Raw genomic sequence first — 19,406 nt, 5'->3', positions numbered from 1 at the left:
ACCGAATGTAAAGCGTGCGGCGAGTGTATTCGCGCATGCGACCTAGCATGGATCCGACAAAGTGGACGCATCAGGCATGAATCGAATTCAATGCTTCATGAATTGCTTCGGATCACTGATGTCATGAAGTACACATGAAAAAAACGGGCGCTTGCGAGGCGCCCGCTTTTTCATCACACGGCGAAGAAGGTCTACGCGCGTTCGAGCACCGCCATCTCGCGCACCACGACCAGCAGCATCGAAAGACTCGCGCCGCCGCTCGCGCGCAGTTCGGTCAGCAGGCGCGTGTAGCGGTCGAGCGCCTGCTCGCGCTTCGCTCGCCAGGTCTCGACGATCACATCCGCCGCATCGATACCGCGCGACTGTTCGAGCGCGCTCACCGTCAGCGCGCGCTTCAGGCGCGCCAGTTCCTCCAGCGCGGCTGCACGCGCGAGCAAGTCCCAGTGCGTCGCGACGGGCAAGGCCATCGCACGCTCCGCGATGCCGCGATAATCGAGCAGCGTGCCGATGCCGAAATACACGCTCGCCACCAGTTCGAGACTGCGCTGCGTGCAGGCCGCCACTTCGGCGCTGTCGAGCACGGCCGTGGCAATCTCGCCGCTCGCGACCCGCGCCGCCAGCGTGCTCTCGACGCCCGCATCCTCCAGGTCGCGCCGGCGCGCATACCACGCGTCGAGCTGCGTCGCAGGCAGCAGCGCCGGCAGTTGCGGCGCCAGCCGCTGCGCCGCTTCACGGCAGCGCGCCAGCACGCCGCGCGCTTCATGCGCATCCGCACCGCTGTGCTTCAGATGACGCAGGAACCACAGCGACGTATCGTCGAGCAGCCGCACGACCTCGACGAACATGCGCGCCTGCACTTCATCGGCGACGATGTTGTCCAGCCCGTCGATGCTGCGCCACAGGTCGTCGAGATCGAAGACATCGCGCGACATGAGCGCCGCCCGCACGATGTCGCTCGGCTGCGCATCGGTCTCTTCCATCAGGCGATGCACAAAGGTGCAGCCCACGCGATTGACGAGCGCATTGGTCAGGTGCGTCGCAAGAATCTCGCGCTTGAGCGGGTGGCGCTGCATCGTGTCGCTGTAGCGCTGCTGCAGCGGCTTCGGGAAATACTCCGGCACCATGTCCGCGACGAGCGCATCCTCCGGTACGTCCGATTCGAGCAGTTCGTCGTACAGCCACATCTTGCCGTATGCAAGCAGCACCGCACGCTCGGGCGACGTCAGCCCGGACTTCGCCGCCGCGCGCTCGGCGATCTCGTCGTCGGAGGGCAGGAACTCGATGCGGCGCTTCAGGCGCCCGGCGCGCTCCAGGAAGCGCATCATGCGCGCCTCGGCATCGAGCGTCTCGGCTTCATAGCGCTTCGCGATCGACAGCGCCTGCGTCTGCGCGTAGTTGTCCTTCAGCACGAGCAGGCCGACTTCGTCGGTCATCTCGGCGAGCAGCGCGTTGCGCTGCTTCTCGGTCATCTCGCCATCCGCGACCACGAGGCCCAGCAGGATCTTGATGTTGACCTCGTGATCCGAGCAATCGACGCCCGCGGAATTGTCGATGGCATCCGTATTGATGCGGCCGCCGCGCTGCGCGAACTCGATGCGCCCCAGTTGCGTGAGACCGAGATTGCCGCCCTCCGCGACCACCTTCACGCGCAGCTCCGCGCCGTTCACGCGCACGGCGTCATTGGTGCGGTCGCCGACTTGCAGATGCGTTTCCGCCGTCGCCTTCACATAGGTGCCCACACCTCCGTTGTAGAGCAGATCGGCTTCGGCCAGCAGGATCGCGCGGATCAGCTCGTTCGGCGCGAGCACCGACGCGCTGATACCGAGCGCCGCCTGCACCTGCGGCGACACCGGTATCGACTTCGCCGTGCGCGGATACACGCCGCCGCCCGTCGAGATCAGCGAGGCGTCGTAGTCGGCCCAGCTGGAACGCGGCAATGCAAAGAGACGCGCGCGTTCTTCGAAGCTCTTTGCGGTGTCGGGCGTCGGATCGAGAAAGATGTGGCGATGATCGAACGCCGCGATCAGCCGGATGTGACGCGACAGCAGCATGCCGTTGCCGAACACGTCGCCGGACATGTCGCCAATGCCGACCACCGTGAAATCCGTGGTCTGGGTATCGAAGTTCATCTCGCGGAAATGGCGCTTCACGGATTCCCACGCGCCGCGCGCCGTGATGCCCATCTTCTTGTGGTCATAGCCGACCGAGCCGCCGGAGGCAAACGCATCGTCGAGCCAGAAACCGTATTCGTGTGCGATCGCGTTCGCGTAATCGGAGAAGGTGGCCGTGCCCTTGTCGGCCGCGACCACGAGATAGGGATCGTCCGGATCGTGGCGCACCACGTCCGGCGGCGGCACGATGCCGTCCGGCGTGCGGTTGTCGGTGACGTCGAGCAGGCCGCGCAGGAACATCTGATAGCACGCGACGCCTTCGCTGAGATACGCCTCGCGATCCGTCACCGGCGGCGGATTCTTCACGACGAAGCCGCCCTTCGATCCCACCGGCACGATCACCGTGTTCTTCACCATCTGCGCCTTCATGAGGCCGAGCACTTCGGTGCGAAAATCCTCGCGCCGGTCCGACCAGCGCAGGCCGCCGCGCGCCACGCGTCCGCCGCGCAGATGCACGCCCTCGACACGCGGCGCGTAGACCCAGATTTCAAACATCGGTTTCGGTTCGGGCAACCCCGGCACTTTCGACGGATCCAGCTTGAACGACACATAAGGCCGCGGCTGGCCGTGTGCATCGCGATGAAAGTGATTGGTGCGCACCGTCGCGCAGATCACGCCGAGGAACTGCCGCAGGATGCGGTCTTCATCGAGATTGGGCACCTTGTCGAGCGCCGCTTCGATGTCGGCGAGCACGCGCTCGGCGGCGGCGTCGCGCGCCTCGCCGCCGCCGCCATGCGCCGGATCGAAACGCACCATGAACAGTTGCAGCAGCTTCTTCGCGATCAGCGGATTGCCGATCAGCGCGCGCTCGATATAGGCATCGCTGAACGTCGAGCCCACCTGGCGCAGATACTTCGCATAGGCGCGCATGATGGTCACGTCGCGCGAGCCGAACTCCGCGCGCAGCACGAGGCGGTTGTAATCGTCGTTCTCGATCTCGCCCGACCACACGCTCGCGAACGCGTTCTCGAACAGCGGCTTCACGCGATCGATGTCGAATTCCACGTCGTCCTGCAACTCCAGGCCGAAGTCGTGAATCCATGCGTTCGGCGCGCCGGTCGGCTCGATCAGGTACGGGCGCTCTTCATCCACGCGCACGCCGAGATGTTCGAGCATCGGCAGGCTGTGCGACAGCGCAATCGGCTCGCCCACGCGATACACCTTGAAGCGGAACGCGCGCTTGCCGGCCTCGATCGGCCGGTACAGGCTCATGGAGAGACCGCCGGCGCTCGTATGCGTCGCCTCGATCATTTCGATGTCGCGCACCGCCGTACGCGCCGGATAGTCCTCGCGATAACCCGCCGGGAATGAATCCGCGTAACGCTGCAACAGGCGGTTGCCGGCTTCCTCGCCATGACTGTCGATGAGCGCATCGGCGAGATCGTCCTGCCAGCGCCGCGCCACCTGCACCACACGCGTTTCGAGTTCGCGCGTATCGACTTCGGGCATGGTGCCGCGATCCGCCCGCACCACGATATGAATGCGCGCCAGCGGCGACTCCGACAACAGCGGCGTGAACTCGATGCTGCGGCCGTTGAAGGCCTCCATCAGCACGCGGCTGATGCGGCGGCGCAGGTCGGTATTGAATTTGTCGCGCGGCACGAACACGAGGCACGACACGAAGCGGTCGAAGCGGTCGCGCCGCACGAACAGCCGCGTGCGCTGATGTTCCTGCAAGCGCAGCACGCCGAGCGCGATGTCGAAGAGCACGTCTTCGTCGGCCTGGAACAGTTCGTCGCGCGGGTACTGTTCCAGGACCGTGATGAGCGACTTCGCCAGATGCCCTTTCTCGAGGAAGCCCGCGCGCCGCACGATGTTCGCGCACTTGCGCCGCACGATCGGAATCTCGTAGGTGGGCACCAGATACGCAGTGGACGTGTACAGGCCGAGAAAGCGCCGCTCGCCGATCACCTTGCCCTCCGGCGATACGCGCTTCACGCCGACATAGTCCAGATAGCCCGGCCGATGCACCGTCGCGCGCGAATTGGCCTTGGTCAGAAAGATGGGCGCCGCGCCTTCGATGATCGCGGCTGCGCCCGGCGGCAGCGGCGTCAGGTCGCCTGCCGCCGGCGCGCGCAAGGTTTCGCGCAAGAGGCCCAGCCCGGAGCCGGACACGCCGCGCAACGCGAAGCCGCCTTCGTGCTCCACCAGATCATAGTCACGGCAGCCGAGGAACGTGAAGTGATCGCCCGCCATCCATTCGAGGAACGCACGGGACTCGATGCCGTCCGGACTCGTGTCGCGGGTCTTGAGTTCGGTAATCGCGGCGCGGGCGGTGTCGAGCAGCTTCGGCCAGTCTTCCACCGACGCGCGCACGTCGCCCAGCACGCGCGCGATGTTGTCGCGCACTTCGTCGAGGCGGGCGCCATCGCCGCAGCGGTCCACTTCGAAATGAATGAACGATTCGAGCTCGGACTGGCCGTCGCCGGCCTCGCTGTGGCCCTGCGCAACGCGCTCGATCTCGCCCTTCGCGCCGCGCCAGACGCGGAACACCGGGTGGATCACGGAATGCAGCGCAAGCCCCAGCCGGTTGAGTTCCATGCTCACGGAATCGACGAGGAACGGCATGTCGTCGTTGACGATCTCGACCACCGTATGATCCGAGTGCCAGCCGTGCTGCTCCAGGTTCGGGTTATAGACCCGCAGCACTTCGCGCCCGTGGACGAACTTCTGCGCCGTCTGGACGTGCGCCATGGCGGCGCCGTAGAGATCGGCGACATCGCGGCTCGCGATGTCCTCGACATCGACCTGCTCGTAGTAGTGGCGAAGCAACGGCTCGATGATCCGCCAGGTCTGCTCCGGCAACCGTCCTCGTGCGAATTCGAGGAGATCGTTGATGAGTTGTTCGACCCGCGCTTCGTTCCTGACCAGCATGGTGTCCTCCCGAGGGTGTCGGTTGCGATGCCGCTATGGTCTGCTCTCACGTCATCGAGATTATGCGCCGCGCCGCGTGTTTGCCTGCCGCCGGGCATGTGCGCCTGCACAAAGTCCGTGCCCTTCTACGGTAGACGCCGCGCATGACCTTTGCGCGACACGCGCTTTCGACCTATCGTCGATGAGAAGATTCGCAGCGCAGTCCGGACACGGAGGAATCGCCATGCAGGACACCACGGAAGTTGCCGCGCAGCAGACGGTCGTCACCGTGCGGCCTCAGGAAAAGCTCGCGACAGTGCAACACCTGCCGTATTTCATCGGCCTCTCGGCGGCGACGGCCGGCACGCGCGGACTCGCGATGCATCTCGTCGTCGTGCCGCCGGGCGGGCGCGGCGAGCCGCACGTTCACATCGGCTACGAAACCGGCATCTATATCCTGGAAGGACGCATCGAGACACGCTACGGAGCGGGGCTGGCGCAATCGATGATCAACGAGCCGGGCGACTTCGTCTTCATTCCGCCCGGCGTGCCGCATCAGCCGGTCAATCTGAGCGACACCGAGCCTGCGCGCGCGGTGATCGCCCGCAACGACGCGAATGAAGCGGATCGCGTCGTGCCTTACGATCCCGACGAAGCTCGAGCGTCTCAGTAGCCGGACGCGCCGTTCATCGGCAGGTCGACGTAACCGGTATCCGCAAAGCGCGCGCCGCCGAGCAGGCCGCCCGCGAGCTTGCCGCGTACCGCATACGAGACCTTGTTCGGGACGTCGCCGGTGGCGAAGCCGAGCGCCTGCCGCGCCACCGAGAACGCCGACACCGTCACCGGCACGGCCACCACCGTCTCGCCAAAACGCGGCACCACGCCGCGCTGGTCGCTGACGCCCGTGGCGAACGGACGGCCGTTGAGGTCGAGATCGAGCGCGACGCCGTCGAAGTCGAGCGGCTCGTTGTTCGGATTCTGCACGCGCAGTTTCACGGTAAAGCGCATCTCGAGGCCCTGTCCTTCGAGCGGCTCGATGCCCGCCACCGTCACGCGCATGGCGTCGCGATTGAAGAAGCCCGCGCAGCCATGCAGCGCGAACAGCGCGGCCAGGCCGGCGAGGAAGAGAAGGAAGCGGCTGCGCGGGTGATTCGCTTGCATGGGATCGGGGCTCCTCGCTTGGGTCATGCTGCGGGCCGCAGCACGTTCAGCAGCATGCGGCTACAGGCATGATGAAACCAGACATCGTCGACGACGAACAGCGCGGCAACCCACGCCGCGCCCACGACGATCAGATCGCAGTGCCCGCTCGTCCACAGATTGAGCGAGTGGCGCGGGCCGACCCACGGCACGCCGAGCGGATTGGGCCAGTCCGCCAGCAGATGCATGAGGCCGCCGCAGGCGAAGCCGAACGCCACGGGCGCCGCCGGATGCCGCCCGAGTTCGTGCCAGGACAGCGCGAGCAGCGCCGCCCAGCCCAGGCCCCAATGCGTCAGCGTGCGATGCGTGATCCAGAGCCTGCGGGCGCGTGTCCACCACGCGACTTCGAGCCAGTCCGGCGCGGTAGCGCCGGCCACCCCGGCGAGCAGCGCGAGCACCGCGGGAATCATGCCCGCGCCCTCGGAGGCAGGTCCGTGCGCAGCCGACACGAGCGCCGCCGCGATGATGCCCGCAGCCCATCCGGTTGCATGATGAGCCTTGTTCGACGCCATGGAAAAACCTGCCTTGATCGCTTGCCTGGGGAGCGCGCATGTTCGCATGCGCATTGCACCCGGCGCCGGGCTGAAACATAAACTTACGCAAATGCGTACGCGGAAACACGCCGCGCCGCCGCTGCAATGGGCGAGTCCGCGCGGCGTTGACTAGAATGGTTGTCAGAATGCTGCGCCCTTCCCGCTGCGGACGCCCCTGGCGCGTCCCACGCCCGCCTGCGCAAGCAGGCTTTGAGAGATTCTTCAGAACACCGCCGTCATGCAACACCTGAAATACCTGAGCGCTTATCCGAACACGCTTCAGGACAAGGTGCGCCGACTGATCGCCCAGCAGCAACTGGGCACCTATCTCGACGCACGCTATCCGAACCGGCACGCCGTGCAGTCCGATCGCGCGCTGTATGCGTATTGCTCGGACCTGAAGCAGGAATTCCTGCGCGTGGCGCCCGCCATCGACAAGGTCATCTACGACAGCAAGCTCGACGTCCTGCGTCACGCGCTTGGACTGCACACGGCCATTTCCCGTGTACAGGGCGCGCGGCTCAAGGCGAAGAAGGAGATTCGCATCGCCTCGCTGTTCCGCGACACGGCGCCTGAGTTCCTGCGCATGATCGTCGTGCATGAGCTCGCACATCTGAAGGAAAGCGATCACAACAAGGCGTTCTATCGGCTGTGTGAGCTGATGCAGCCGGGCTACCATCAGATCGAATTCGACCTGCGCCTGTATCTCACGCACAGAGACCTGCTGCGCGCGAAAGTCGCGTGAGCCTCGCTGCGCCGCATCAAACCTGCCACGCGAGGGCGGCGGCATAGCCGGAAGGCGCGTCCAGCGCGATGGCCGCGAACCCCTCCGCTTCCGGCGACACCGCATGGCGCAAGCCCTCGCGCGGCAAGACCGAGAAGCCTTTCAGCCCGATCCAACCGCCGCCGATACCGACACCGTGCGCCTTCAGCACGGCTTCCTTCGCGGTCCAGCAGTCGAAGAACGCGCTCTGGCGCGCGGCTTCGGGCAGCGCCTCGATGGCCTGCCGGTCGCGCTCCGCCAGCACGGCAGGCGCCAGTTCACGCCAGCCGAAGCCGGCGCGCGCCGCCTCGATATCCACCCCGACGCGTCTTGCCCGCGACACGCCAATCAGCCCGTACGATCCCGAATGCGAGACGTTGAAGTCCGGCGCATCCGGTTCGTCGAGCAGCGGGCGGCCGTTCTCGCCGGCGTCGAGTTTCAGACGCGCCGGATCGCCGCCGGTCAGCGTCGCCAGCACCTGACGCAGCGCCGCACGCATGACGCTGAAGCGCGCCGCATCCTCGGGACGCAGATAGCGCGCCGCGCGCGCGCGTTCGCTTGCATCCAGCGCGGCGCATGCGGGATCGTCGGGCGCGATGGTCAACGGGATCGGAACGCGCCAGACGCGGATGTCGGCAGGCACGTCGGCCGGCAACGCGAGCGGTTCCAGATCGAAAGATGCGGTGGTGATGGTCACGCGGTCACGTGGGCGCGTATTGCGCCTCGCCGTTGCCGAAAGACCAGTTCTCCTTTTTCACCTCGACGAGACTGATGAACACATCCTCGCGACGCAGCTTCAGGCGCTCATGCAAGCCATCGGCGACGGCCTTGTAGAACGCGCGCTTCTTCGGCGCATCGCGGCCTTCGTTCAGCGTGACCTGGATCACCACGCAATCGTCGCTGCGGGTAATACCCAGATAAGTGCGATCCACGATGAAGTCCGGCGCGTCGCGCTCTGCGATGATCTGGAAGCGATCGTTCTCGGGCACGTCGAGGGTGGCGCGCATCGCGTCATACACCACGTCGCCGATGGCCGTGCGGTAGGCGCTGTCTTTTCCCTTCAGCAAATCGATGCGGACGAGCGGCATGTCGAATTCTCCGGTTGGATGATGGGGGCTCAGCGATGCCCCGGATGCAACAGCAAGTGCGGCGGGTTCCCGCGATCCACCATGACGACGGCGTGCTGCTCGAATTCGGTCAGCAAGGCATCGGCGGTGGATTGGGTCGCGCCGAGCACCAGCAGACTGTCTTCGGCGATCCAGACCTGCAACGGGTCGATACCCGCGCCAGACAATGCACGCAGTCCCCATTGCGCGATCCGTGCAGCCAGCGCGCGTTGCCGCGTCGCGTTGGCTTCCGGCGGCAGCTTATGGCCGAATGGATTGCATGCCGTCACGAACACCGCGGTGTCGGCTTCATGTGCTTCGAGCAACGCGATCAGCGCTGGATTGCTCACGCCGATCTTCATCTCGATCGCCGGCGTTCCGTCGATCCGGTAGATTGCCGCGCGATAGGCATCGAGCGTGGCGGCGGGCAGCGCGCGCAGCACATGCTGCTTCGACGCATTCGCGACGTCCAGCACGATGGGCTGTCCATGCGGCGTGGCGCGCGCGGCTTCGTCCCACTCGTGGCAGCGCTGCGCGAGCGTCTCCTGGCTGACGCAGCCCTTCGCGGTGCTCAAGCCTTCCAGCGCGCTCAGCCAGTGCGCATAGTAGGTGTCGCCGTGATCGGGATCGCCGGCAGCCTGCGCCGCGCGGATCGCCTCGCTCAATGCGTGCGCCCATTCCTGCCACGTGAACACCCCGCGCTCGTGCAACGCGAGCGTCATCGCAAAAGCCTGCGCTTCCCAGGGCGCGCGGAATACCGGGCAGTCGTCGTTGCAGGGCAACGCGGGTAAAGCGGTGCGGAGTTCGTGGAACTGTTGCGGGTCATTCATGCGCGGCATCGAGTAGATAAGACTCCCAGCAATCCACGCACACCGACGACGCGCTCGTGTCCGCGCCCCACAGCTCGGCGGCGTCGAAACGCACCGTGTAGAGCCATTGCGGATGCTCGCCGTGGCCGAGCGCGTTTTCATCGGGAAAGACGTGCGTGCCACGCACTGCGACGACCTGTCCGGACTTGCCGCGGCAATAGCGCGGCAGACGCGTGTGCGTGGGTGGATTCATCAGCTTCGTGCGCACGGTATCGCCGACGGCGAAGCGCGCCGGTCCGACCGCCGGCCGATCCACGGGCGCACCTCGCAGCAAGGCTGCGCTGACGTCGGCAGCCCGCAGCATGCGCACGTTGGACGCGGGCGCGGCCTGCGAATAGCCGGCCTCGATTTCCGCGGCACTCGCGAGGCCCTTCGCGAGCAGCAGCTTCTTCAAGCCCTCGAACCAGATTTCGTAGTAGCTGCTGCCGAGGTATTGCGCGGGCGGCAGGCTTTCGCGCGCGGCCCGCGAGGTGTCGATGTTCCACTGGCCCGTCGCGCCCATCGCAAGCGTCACGGCCAGTACGCGCCGCTCCCATTCCGCATGGAAGGGCGACGCGCCCGGTGCATCGCAAGGATCGATCTCGACGGGCCCGAAGCCCTGCATGCCGCCCATGTCATGCGCCGCGTTCATGCCGCCACCTCGCTCGCTGCCGATGGGCTCAACGCGAGACCCGTGCCGATCATCGAATCGCGTGTGACGAGTGCGGCGAGCGCGTCTTCGTCGAGATGATCGGTGCCGGGCGGGCGCATCGGCAGGACGAGATAGCGGACCTCGGCCGTCGAATCCCATACGCGCACTTCGACTTCATCCGGCAAGCGGACACCGAAGTCCTGCAACACGCCGCGCGGATCGATGACAGCCCGCGACCGATACGGCGCCGACTTGTACCACACCGGCGGCAAGCCGAGCACCGACCACGGATAGCACGAACACAACGTGCAGACGACCATGTTGTGAACCTGCGCGGTGTTTTCGAGTGCAACCATGTGTTCGCCCTGGCGTCCGGTGAAGCCGAGCGAAGCGATGGCCGCGGTGGCGTCATCGAGCAGCCACGCGCGAAACTGCGGATCGCTCCATGCCCGGGCCACGACGCGCGCGCCATTGCGTGGTCCGACCTTGTGCTCGTAGGTCTGGATGAAAATGTCGAGGGCTTGCGGATCGATATAGCCTTTCTCGACCAGCAGCGATTCGAGCGCCTTCACGCGCAGGTCCATTTCGGGCAGCGGACTGCCGGTGTGGTCGTGGTCGTGATGAGGGTGATCGTGGCTCATGAGCGGTCTCGCGAGTGACACAGACGCATCACGTTACCGGAGTGCGCGAAGGCGTGCAAACATCGGGCACGCGCGTATCAGCCCAGTTCGAAGGTGGTCACGCCGAATACTCGCGCAAGAGGCACATCCGGCACGCCGCGCGTGTACATGCGCGCCGTTTCGAACACGCTCGTCATACCATGTCCGACGGCAAGCGCAACCGCCGCGGGATTGCTCTCAGGGACGTCGAGGAACACGGTTTCACCCGCGACTTCCGCGACGAGCGCGCGATACAGCGCCTGCGCGGTGGGTGAATCGTCGGCGAAGAGCGGACCGATCTTGTAGCCGCGCATGCAGCGGCGGATCACGCCGAAACCGCGCATCGTATCGCCGGTCAGCGCCACGCGTGCGGATGCATGCGGCAGCGTCAGCCAGTCACGCAGAAACGCTGCGCGCCGGCAGGCGAACAGGGTGGCGTCGTAGTCGAGCAAGGTGGAGAAGGGAACGGCTGCCGCGTCGACGAGAGTGAGCGTCGCAGGAACCGGCTCGACGCTGGCCCGCGCCACGCCTTCATAGCGCACGTTACGCCCGGCAAGCACGAAACCCGATGCGCGATAGTTCGCTTGCTGTGCGAGCACGCCGTCGAGCCCGATATTGCGCGCGCCGAGATACGCCATGCCCTCGTTCCACAGGCGCAATCCGAAGCCCCTGCCGCGCCATCCGGGACGGACGATGTACAGCCCGATGAAGCCGAACCTCTCGTCATACGCGACAGCCGCGATGCAGCCGATCGGTCCGCCATCCCATGTGCCGATGAAAAACCCGTGCGGGTCGGCGGCAAGGAAGGCGCGGGCATCGTCGAGACCGGGGTTCCAGCCTTCCGCGGCGGCCCAGTCGAGCGCGATCTGCACCTCGGGCGGCGTCATGCGGCGCACGGTGAAGCGTGCGTCTTCGGGACTGGCGTGCGACGGAGCTTCCATGAAGGACATGCGAACCTCATAGAGCTGAAGGAACTTCAGTGTCGCGCGATTCTGATGTGGAGAAAAGATGCGGGAAAGACGGCGGACTGCGGAGGATGTGTCGAAAGAACGGGACGATGGCGCGCCGTCCCGTTCAGGAATACCCGTGTCGCCGCTCGCTGCGGCTAAAACTCTGGCGCGAACGCCAGTCTTCGGAACGAAGGACATGTTCGCCGTCCTCGCGCGCCTGCTCTTCCGAATCGAAGCCTTCGTCGCTGTAAGCGACGACCTTCATGCCACCGCCCGCCGTGCGTTCGATGGTAATGCCCCAGTGCCACCCGCCTTCCTGATGGAAGACGTGCAGCGTCGGGTTCGACGTTGTGGTCAGTTCCATGTGCGGCTCCTTCCCCGCGATGTCCGCAAGGCCCGCCTGCTGCCTTCGACGCTCGCCCTTGCTTGCCGGCGGCCGGCTTGTCAACGTTCAATCCGCTGCCGAAAGTGAACACAGCCTTACAGACGGCCGTACGGACGGCCCCTGCCGCCTTGTTAAACAGCATACGCAATGCGATGCTGCGGCGCAACACGAAGTTTCCCTAGGTCGGGTGGACGTCGCGCAGACGCCGCCTGACGGAGAGCCTGCTGGCGATTGCACGGTAGCGCATTGCCTGTGTCTCCGCATTGACGGTCCGATGGCGCTTTTTTGAAATCGCCCGGCGTGATGGGCTGATGAGGTCGTTACGACCCGCTTCTGACGCGCCTAGCCGCCCTTCGCCCGGGCTTCCGGCGCGGCGAGCCACGCCACGATGGCCCGACAGGTCCAATTGGCGTCATCGTGCGGCAGGTCGTGGCCTGCCCACGGATGCACGGCATGCGCCGCGCCCCAGTGCATGGCAGCGCGTACTGAACAGACGGGATTGACCAGCCGGTCCCGCGCCGACGACAACATCAACACCTTCCCCGCCGGCATCTGTTTCTCCGCGCGAAACCGTGCCGCCGCGAGCAGCTGCCGCAACGCATTGCCCGCGCTGGCGCCGTGCGTGCGCCGCAACGCCGCCCAGTGCGCGATATCCGCGTCCGCGCCGGCCTGCCGTTGACAAGTCAGCCGATGAATCGACCCTTCGCAGCGTGCAGGCCGCCGCCAGTTCGCCGCGATGCGCAGCAGCACCGGCCATGCCGACGGCCGGAGCCGTTCGTGCATTTGGGCGAACGGCCGCATGCTCGTATTGATCAGCACCAGCCGTTCGATATCGCCCGGATGCCGTTGCGCCCATGCGGTCGCCACCATCGCGCCGAGCGACATCCCGATCACCCGGCACGGCATGCGCACGCCGAGCGCCGTGGCACGGGCGCGGACGAATTCCATCATCGCCTCGACCGAGAGCGGCGCCGGGCGTCCCTGCTCCACGCCATTGCCCGGCAAATCGATACAAACGATGTCTTGAACGCCCTCCGCCAGCCCGTGCGCCACCAGCGCCGCCTCGAAGCCGCCCCAGTGGCGCGTTTCACGCGTGAGGCCGCGCAGCAGGATCCATTGGCTCATCGGAGGCCCGAGCGTTGCCAGTGCTCCTGCGCGCGCCGCAGCAGTTCGTCGCGCGGCGCGCCGCCCGGCAGCCAGCGTTGCGACGAATACGCGGCGCGCGTCAGGAAATCGAAGAAGTTCGGATGACGCCGCAGCACCCGCCGCGTGCGATGCGCCTTGATCGGATTGAAAATGCCGAGCCGCGAGAACAGCTGCATCGGATTCTTGCGGATCCAGCGCCAGGAGCCGAGTTCGAGCGTCATCGGCAGGAAAATGTTGGGCGGGCGGGAGCGATCGTAGGCGAAGTCCCACAGGTCGCCATGCAGCAGGTACTGATGGCTCTGCGGTTCGAACGCATAGCCGTGATGCGGGTACGACTCCTCGAACATCCGCTTGAGCAGGAACATTTCGGGCAGATGCGCCATCTGCCGCTCGGTGCGCGCATACGGAAACCAGATGCTGTCGTCCCAGCCGAAGCCCGAATGGCAGTCGAGCGCGAAGCTCAGCGGCCGCGACATCAGCTCTTCCTCTACCACGCCGAGCAGCGCGGCGCTTTCGGCCTCCATGTGACCGTCGACGGGACCGCGATACCACGGCAGCCACGGCCCGATGCGCTGCCCGCCCGCGAGAAACGGCACCCGTCCCTCGGCGCTTTGCGGTGCGTTGCGCATCAGATCGACGCCGTTCGGGTTCGCCCGCGTGCGCGCGAACATGCCGCCGGGATTGACGATCGGCATGAAGATCAGACGGATCGCGCGCAATTGCTGTTGCAGCGTGTCGTCCCATTCGAGGCGCGTCAGCAAGGCGCGCATGTATTCGAGCACGAGCTGCGTGCCGATGCATTCGAGCCCATGCACGCCGCCGAAGAAGCCGATGGCGGGCGCTTCTGGATTGCTGGAACCGATGGATGCGGTCAACAGCGGAAACACCCGTCCGCGCGAGTGCACTTCGCAGCGCGTGCGCCATTCGAAGTGCGCGCCGCCTGCGACGCGAAGCGCCTCGAGTTCGTCCATCTCGGGAAAACTGCTCGTGACGACACTGCTTGCGTTCATGACGACGGCCCGCGGTCCTGTATCTGTTCTGTGTTGCGTTTTTTGAATCAGACTGTGGTTCCGTGCTTCGGTACCTTGCGCTGGCACGATGCTGACCATGCATTGACCGTGCGCTGACGTTGCACTGGCAAGGCCACTGCGCTCCACCCGGAAGCCCCGAGTATAGGCGGATGACCGGCAGACAATATGTCTGTGCGACGACTTGCTTCTGGTGCGTGACATCAGGACCGTCACTGCACGAAGGCGCTGCGTCACCTAGAATCGAATCACTGCCTTATGTCCGCCGTCCCGGCGCGCGAGGTCATCGTCATGACACATCCATCCCGCCTGATCCTGTCCGCGCTCGCGCTGTGCTGCGCGACATCCGTATTCGCCCAGACCGCCGCGCAGCCCGGCGATCCCAACGCGCCCAAGACCCGCGCGCAGGTCCGCCAGGAGTTCCTGATGTGGCGCGCCGCCGGCTATGACCCGGACGACTGGCTCAACTATCCCGACAACGCCATCGCGGCAAGCCGCATCGTTGCGCAGCAGCAGGCGAGGGGGAACACCACGCAACATTGAACGAAGCGAAGCAGGCGCTCAGTCTTCCTGGTCGGAGTAATCGGTGTATTTGCGCGCGTCGCCTTTGACGCGCTCCGCCGGATACTTCTCGCGGTTGAGCGCCATCTTCTCGACCAGCGCGCGATACAGATCGACATCGAGCGCATCGGCAAGCATCACGAGATAGGCGAGCACGTCGGCCATCTCGTGGCGGATCGCGCGCAGCTTCGCTTCGTCGAGTTCGCTCCTGTCGCCGCTCGCCAACCATGTGAACGGTTCGAGGAGTTCGCTCGCCTCCACCGAGAGCGCCGCCGCCAGATTCTTCGGCGAATGAAAGCGGCTCCAGTCGCGCTCGCGGACGAACTCGCGCAGCAGGTCGCGCATCTCCGCGAGTTCGCCGCGCTTTTCGTCCTGCCGGTTACCGGGCTCCATGCCGCCCTCCGACGCTGTTCCGATCTCACGCATCCGGATACAGCCCCAGCGTGCGCGCATGCAGCCGCGCCAGTCCGAGCAGCGCATCGGTGAAGGGCGTCGGCACGCCCGTCATGGCGCCGAGTTCATGCACGGAGGCCACCAGCGCGTCGAGTTCCACTGCCTTGCCCGCCTGCACGTCCTGCAGCATCGAGGTGCGCATCGCACCGAGCCTGCGCGTGACGGCGTGACGGTCTTCGGGCGCCTGCTCGATCGGAATGCCGAAGCGCGCGCCGATCTCCTTCGCCTCCAGCATGACTCCGGTGACGAAGCCGCGCACCAGATCGTCGGCGAGGATGCGGTCCGTGGTGGCGCCGGTGATCGCGCTGATGGGATTCATCGTCATGTTGCCCCACAGCTTGAACCAGACATCGCGCTGGATCAGCGGCGAGAGCGTGGCGTCGAAGCCCGCCTTGGCGAACAGCGAGACGAGCGCCTCGGTGCGCGCGGCCGGTCCGCCCGCCACTTCGCCGATGATCAGTCCACGCCCGTGATGATGGCGGATGACGCCCGGCGTCTCGACGTAACAGCTCGCATGGACCACGCAGCCGACCGTTTGCGCAGCCGGGATCGCGGCGCCGATGCTGCCGTGCGGATCCACCGACGACAGTTGCTTGCCGGTGAAGGGCGCGGGCAGGCCGTCGCAGAACCACCAGGGCACGCCGTTCATCGCGGTCAGGACGATCGTGTCGGGTCCGATGAGCGGCGCGATGTGCGCGGCGACCGATTCCATCGCCGGGGCCTTGACGGCCACGATGACCAGGTCCTGCACGCCGAGGTCCGCCGGGTCGGCGCTCGCCGCGACCTTCACGGTATGGGTCGCGTCCTGTTCGACGAGCCGCAGCCCGTCCTGCCGCAGCGCCTCGAGCGTCGCGCCGCGCGCGACCACGCTGACGTCGCAGCCCGCCTGCGCGAGCTTGACGCCGAGCCAGCCGCCGATGGCGCCCGCGCCGTAGATGCCTGTTTTCATGGTCCTGATTCCTCTCTTCGCTGGCTATCGATCGTTCGCCATTGTAAGAGCGGAATCCGGCGCCGCTGCACATTCAATGCGCGATGCCCGTCGCGAGCCGGGCCACGATCAGCAGCGTCGCGCCGAACGCGCCCGCCAGCGCGACGGCGATGAACGGCAGCAGCGACACCTTGACCTGCGCGAAATCGGCGTTGTGCGACGCGCGCCTGCGCACGCCGAAAAAGCTCCACAGCACGATGCGGATCATCTTCAAGAGGTTCACGAGCGGCTCCTTCAGGGGACATGCGTTGTTCATGTCCCGATGATGAGCGTTGCCGCCCGCAAAAAACAGCAGCAGTTGCGGCGTTTCGAGCGGTAGCAGAAGGCTGCGCTCTAGGGGCTCGCGCCGCTGTTTCAAGAGACGCGCGGCAAAAATATAGTCTGCTTGAAGCCCTGTTGGAGGGTATTGAAACGATAGCCTGCGCACCTACCTTGGATCCAGAGGCGGCGAACCGACACGCTGCCGTTTCAACTTCCTGCTGCCGGCCGCATGGCCGCAACCCTGGAGACTGGACCATGAGTGACTTTTATTTTGGCGGCGACCTGTTCTCGGAACTGGATCGCGTGCAACGGCAGGTGTCCTCGCTGTTCGGCAACGTGCCTTCGAGCATTCGTTCGAGCCGCGCCGACAGCTTTCCGCAACTGAACATCGGCAGCACCGACGAGGCCATCCAGATCGTCGCGTTCGCGCCGGGCGTCGAGCCTGCATCGCTCGATGTCACCGTCGACAAGGGCACGCTCACCATCAGCGGCGAACGGCGCGCGCCGGCAGCCACGGAAGGCTCGCGCACTTATGCGAAAGAGCGCTTCAAGGGCAGCTTCCGCCGCGTGATCGAACTGCCGCAGAACGCGGACAGCGACAAGGTCGAAGCGCGCTATGAGAACGGCACGCTGTTCATCACCATCGGCAAGCGCGAGGCCTCGAAGCCGCGCGCCATCACCATTCAGTAAGAGGGAGCCCATCATGATCGATACCCCGCAAAGCGCAACGCAAGCAACGCCGCAAGCCACGCCGCAAACCGCCGCCCGCGTCGCACCGCAGACCGTGGACGCCGTGCGCCGCGCCACCGTGACGCCCGCCGTCGACATCATCGAGGACAGCCAGGGCATCACCGTCTATGCCGACCTGCCCGGCGTGCCGCGCGACAAGCTCGATGTGAAGGTTCATGACGCGCGCCTCACCATCGAAGCCGAAGCGGACTTGCCGGTGCAAGGCGCGGTCCGTGCGCATCACACCGAACTGCGCGCGCCGCGTTTCGTCCGCGCGTTCACGGTGAGCGACGACTTCGACACCACGAAGATCGACGCCAATCTCAGCCATGGCGTGCTGAAGCTCACCATTCCGCGCCGTGAACAGGCGCGTCCGCGTCGCATCGAAGTGCGCGCAAGCTGAAACACCGGCAAGCCGGGCAAGAACGGCCGCAATCTTCGCGGCCGTTTTCGCGTCTGGAAGCGACTCTCTATAATCGTCCCTGGGGGCGCCCGCCGCCCAAGTTCAATCACTCAAGAAAACAAGGGACTATCGTGAAGAGGCTGTTGACGGTGTTGTTGGGTTCGATGCTGACGGTATCGATCGGCGCGCATGCGAAGGAATGGTCGACGATCCGCTTTGGCGTCGACGCAAGCTATCCGCCTTTCGAATCGAAAGCGCCGGACGGCTCGCTGGTCGGCTTCGATATCGATGTCGGCAATGAACTGTGCCGCCGCCTCAACGCGAAGTGCGTGTGGGTGGAAAACGCCTTCGACGGCATGATCCCCGGCCTCAAGGCCCGCAAGTTCGACGGCGTCCTGTCCACCATGTCGATGACGCCCGCGCGCGTCAAGCAGATCGCCTTCTCGAGCAAGCTCTTCCACGTGCCCACGCGCCTCGTGGCGAAGCGCGCCTCGTCCATTCAGCCGACCGCCGAAGCGCTCGCGGGCAAGACCGTCGGCGTCGAGCAGGGTTCGATGCAGGAAACCTATGCGAAGGTCCACTGGGGCGCGCAGGGCGTGAAGGTGGTGTCGTATGCCGATCAGGACCAGGTCTACCAGGATCTGCTGGCCGGCCGTATCGACGCCTCGCTGCAGAACGCCGTGCAGGCCGAGCGCGGCTTCCTCGATACGCCGCGCGGCAAGCCCTATGGCTTCGCGGGCGGCGCGCTGGAAGACAGCGCGATCTTCGGGCCCGGCACGGCCATCGGCCTGCGCAAGGAAGACACCGATCTGAAGGAAAAACTCGACGGCGCCATCGCCGCGATGATCAAGGACGGCACGTACAGGCGCATCGAGCAGAAGTATTTCGACTTCGACATCTACGGCGAGTAATCATCATGACGCAGCCGCCCGCATCCGCTTCCTCGAACGTCCACCGCGCGGCGGCGGTCGGCTATACGGCCCACGCGGACAGCTATGTGCGCGGACGGCCCGACTATCCGCCCGCGCTCGCGGGCTGGCTTACTGAACAGCTTGGGCTCGGGCCGGGCGCGAGCGTCGTCGATCTGGGCGCGGGCACCGGCAAGTTCACGCTGCGGCTCGTGCAAACCGGCGCGCAGGTTTTCGCGGTCGAGCCGGTCGATTCGATGCGCGCGAAGCTGTCCGCCGCGTTGCCCGAGGTGAAGGCGCTGGCGGGCACCGCGCAGTCCATTCCGCTTGCCGACGCCTCGGTGGATGCCGTCGTGTGCGCCCAGTCGTTCCACTGGTTCGCCGGCCGCGCGGCGCTCGACGAAATCCGTCGCGTGCTCAAGCCGGGTGGCAGGCTCGGCCTCGTCTGGAACATGCGCGATGCCCGCGTGCCGTGGGTCGCGAAGCTGGACGCCATCGTCAACCGCTACGAAGGCGACACCCCGCGCTACTACACCGGCGCCTGGCGCAGCGCATTTCCGCATGCGGGTTTCGGGCCGCTCGTCGAAACGCACTTCGGCATCGGCCACACGGGCGCGCCGGAAGACGTGATCCTGAATCGCGTGCGCTCCACGAGTTTCATCGCGGCGCTGCCTGAGGCGGAGCGCGAGGATATCGAGCGCGCGGTGCGGCAGTTGATCGACGATGAACCGGACTTGCGCGGTAAAAGCGAAGTCACCGTGCCTTACGAAACCGCCGCCTTCCTCGCCGTGCGTCAGTAGCCTTCGACG

At 65.9% G+C, this 19,406-nt stretch carries 22 protein-coding genes; 7 read left to right on the top strand and 15 right to left on the bottom strand.

Annotated features, from left to right (window positions below; translation table 11 throughout):
• Positions 1-191: 191 nt before the first annotated feature.
• Positions 192-5,045 carry an NAD-glutamate dehydrogenase gene (locus tag QCE64_RS29675; protein WP_309934565.1) on the bottom strand — a complete coding sequence of 1,618 codons (4,854 nt, stop codon included), beginning with the start codon at positions 5,043-5,045 and terminating at the stop codon, positions 192-194.
• A 223-nt stretch (positions 5,046-5,268) separates the two neighbouring features.
• Between QCE64_RS29675 and QCE64_RS29670 the strand changes: the two genes are divergently transcribed.
• The gene (locus QCE64_RS29670; protein ID WP_309925958.1) at positions 5,269-5,697 is read left to right on the top strand and encodes a cupin domain-containing protein; all 429 of its coding nucleotides are present in this window, start codon (positions 5,269-5,271) and stop codon (positions 5,695-5,697) included.
• On the opposite strand, the gene QCE64_RS29665 is transcribed toward QCE64_RS29670, so the two are convergent.
• The gene (locus tag QCE64_RS29665) at positions 5,691-6,185 is read right to left on the bottom strand and encodes an LEA type 2 family protein (protein ID WP_309925955.1); all 495 of its coding nucleotides are present in this window, start codon (positions 6,183-6,185) and stop codon (positions 5,691-5,693) included. The two genes, QCE64_RS29670 and QCE64_RS29665, sit on opposite strands and share 7 nt — an antisense overlap.
• 23 nt (positions 6,186-6,208) lie before the next feature.
• Positions 6,209-6,736, bottom strand: a complete 528-nt coding sequence (locus QCE64_RS29660) for a metal-dependent hydrolase (RefSeq protein ID WP_310007744.1) — start codon at positions 6,734-6,736, stop codon at positions 6,209-6,211.
• Positions 6,737-6,995: 259 nt separating this feature from the next.
• Between QCE64_RS29660 and QCE64_RS29655 the strand changes: the two genes are divergently transcribed.
• Complete coding sequence (locus QCE64_RS29655; protein WP_309925954.1) at positions 6,996-7,502, top strand: M48 family metallopeptidase; 507 nt, start codon at positions 6,996-6,998, stop codon at positions 7,500-7,502.
• A gap of 16 nt (positions 7,503-7,518) precedes the next feature.
• Here QCE64_RS29655 and QCE64_RS29650 read toward each other — a convergent pair whose 3' ends face one another.
• From QCE64_RS29650 to QCE64_RS29610, 9 genes are all read right to left on the bottom strand, one after another.
• Positions 7,519-8,217: a 4'-phosphopantetheinyl transferase superfamily protein gene (locus QCE64_RS29650; protein WP_309934562.1), complete on the bottom strand. Its 699-nt coding sequence runs from the start codon at positions 8,215-8,217 to the stop codon at positions 7,519-7,521.
• A 4-nt stretch (positions 8,218-8,221) separates the two neighbouring features.
• On the bottom strand, positions 8,222-8,608 hold the full coding sequence (locus QCE64_RS29645) for a tautomerase family protein (RefSeq protein ID WP_310007742.1): 387 nt from the start codon (positions 8,606-8,608) through the stop codon (positions 8,222-8,224).
• Positions 8,609-8,637: 29 nt separating this feature from the next.
• A complete protein-coding gene (locus QCE64_RS29640; protein ID WP_310007740.1) occupies positions 8,638-9,456 on the bottom strand; it encodes a nitrile hydratase accessory protein in 819 nt (272 codons plus the stop codon).
• Positions 9,449-10,126 (bottom strand): nitrile hydratase subunit beta, encoded by a 678-nt coding sequence (gene nthB, locus QCE64_RS29635; protein ID WP_310007738.1) that lies wholly within the window; start codon positions 10,124-10,126, stop codon positions 9,449-9,451. The genes QCE64_RS29640 and nthB overlap by 8 nt, the downstream gene beginning before the upstream one ends.
• On the bottom strand, positions 10,123-10,767 hold the full coding sequence (gene nthA, locus QCE64_RS29630; RefSeq protein WP_310007736.1) for a nitrile hydratase subunit alpha: 645 nt from the start codon (positions 10,765-10,767) through the stop codon (positions 10,123-10,125). The genes nthB and nthA overlap by 4 nt, the downstream gene beginning before the upstream one ends.
• A 77-nt stretch (positions 10,768-10,844) precedes the next feature.
• On the bottom strand, positions 10,845-11,726 hold the full coding sequence (locus QCE64_RS29625) for a GNAT family N-acetyltransferase (protein WP_309927494.1): 882 nt from the start codon (positions 11,724-11,726) through the stop codon (positions 10,845-10,847).
• 133 nt (positions 11,727-11,859) lie between these two features.
• Positions 11,860-12,099, bottom strand: a complete 240-nt coding sequence (locus tag QCE64_RS29620) for a hypothetical protein (protein ID WP_309819688.1) — start codon at positions 12,097-12,099, stop codon at positions 11,860-11,862.
• 363 nt (positions 12,100-12,462) lie between these two features.
• Positions 12,463-13,245 (bottom strand): alpha/beta hydrolase, encoded by a 783-nt coding sequence (locus QCE64_RS29615; protein WP_310007734.1) that lies wholly within the window; start codon positions 13,243-13,245, stop codon positions 12,463-12,465.
• On the bottom strand, positions 13,242-14,276 hold the full coding sequence (locus QCE64_RS29610; protein WP_310007732.1) for a M14 family zinc carboxypeptidase: 1,035 nt from the start codon (positions 14,274-14,276) through the stop codon (positions 13,242-13,244). Before QCE64_RS29610 ends, QCE64_RS29615 begins: the two co-directional genes overlap by 4 nt.
• 309 nt (positions 14,277-14,585) lie before the next feature.
• Here QCE64_RS29610 and QCE64_RS29605 point away from each other — a divergent pair, with 309 nt between their 5' ends.
• The gene (locus QCE64_RS29605; RefSeq protein WP_310007730.1) at positions 14,586-14,837 is read left to right on the top strand and encodes a DUF4148 domain-containing protein; all 252 of its coding nucleotides are present in this window, start codon (positions 14,586-14,588) and stop codon (positions 14,835-14,837) included.
• Between the two features lie 18 nt (positions 14,838-14,855).
• Here the strand turns inward: QCE64_RS29605 and QCE64_RS29600 are convergent, their stop codons facing one another.
• From QCE64_RS29600 to QCE64_RS29590, 3 genes are all read right to left on the bottom strand, one after another.
• Positions 14,856-15,248 (bottom strand): nucleotide pyrophosphohydrolase, encoded by a 393-nt coding sequence (locus QCE64_RS29600; RefSeq protein WP_309925936.1) that lies wholly within the window; start codon positions 15,246-15,248, stop codon positions 14,856-14,858.
• A gap of 25 nt (positions 15,249-15,273) precedes the next feature.
• A complete protein-coding gene (locus QCE64_RS29595) occupies positions 15,274-16,257 on the bottom strand; it encodes a 2-dehydropantoate 2-reductase (protein WP_310007728.1) in 984 nt (327 codons plus the stop codon).
• 73 nt (positions 16,258-16,330) lie between these two features.
• A complete protein-coding gene (locus tag QCE64_RS29590) occupies positions 16,331-16,519 on the bottom strand; it encodes a DUF2970 domain-containing protein (protein ID WP_309839291.1) in 189 nt (62 codons plus the stop codon).
• Between the two features lie 293 nt (positions 16,520-16,812).
• On the opposite strand from QCE64_RS29590, the gene QCE64_RS29585 reads away from it, so the two are divergent.
• The 4 genes from QCE64_RS29585 to QCE64_RS29570 all read left to right on the top strand — a co-directional run bounded on the left by QCE64_RS29585 (position 16,813) and on the right by QCE64_RS29570 (position 19,397).
• Positions 16,813-17,247 (top strand): Hsp20/alpha crystallin family protein, encoded by a 435-nt coding sequence (locus QCE64_RS29585; RefSeq protein ID WP_309925933.1) that lies wholly within the window; start codon positions 16,813-16,815, stop codon positions 17,245-17,247.
• 16 nt (positions 17,248-17,263) lie between these two features.
• Entirely contained in the window at positions 17,264-17,689 is a 426-nt protein-coding gene (locus QCE64_RS29580; protein ID WP_404987790.1) for an Hsp20/alpha crystallin family protein, read from the top strand.
• A gap of 131 nt (positions 17,690-17,820) precedes the next feature.
• A complete protein-coding gene (locus QCE64_RS29575; RefSeq protein ID WP_310007724.1) occupies positions 17,821-18,600 on the top strand; it encodes an ABC transporter substrate-binding protein in 780 nt (259 codons plus the stop codon).
• A gap of 5 nt (positions 18,601-18,605) precedes the next feature.
• Positions 18,606-19,397, top strand: coding sequence for a methyltransferase domain-containing protein (locus QCE64_RS29570; protein ID WP_310007722.1), 792 nt, complete (start codon positions 18,606-18,608; stop codon positions 19,395-19,397).
• Positions 19,398-19,406: the final 9 nt, after the last annotated feature.

It is taken from the genome of Caballeronia sp. LZ043 (genome assembly GCF_031451075.1).
GTDB lineage: Bacteria > Pseudomonadota > Gammaproteobacteria > Burkholderiales > Burkholderiaceae > Caballeronia.
Note: the sequence above shows the minus strand (reverse complement) of the source record. Positions and strands in the feature narration are given on the sequence as shown.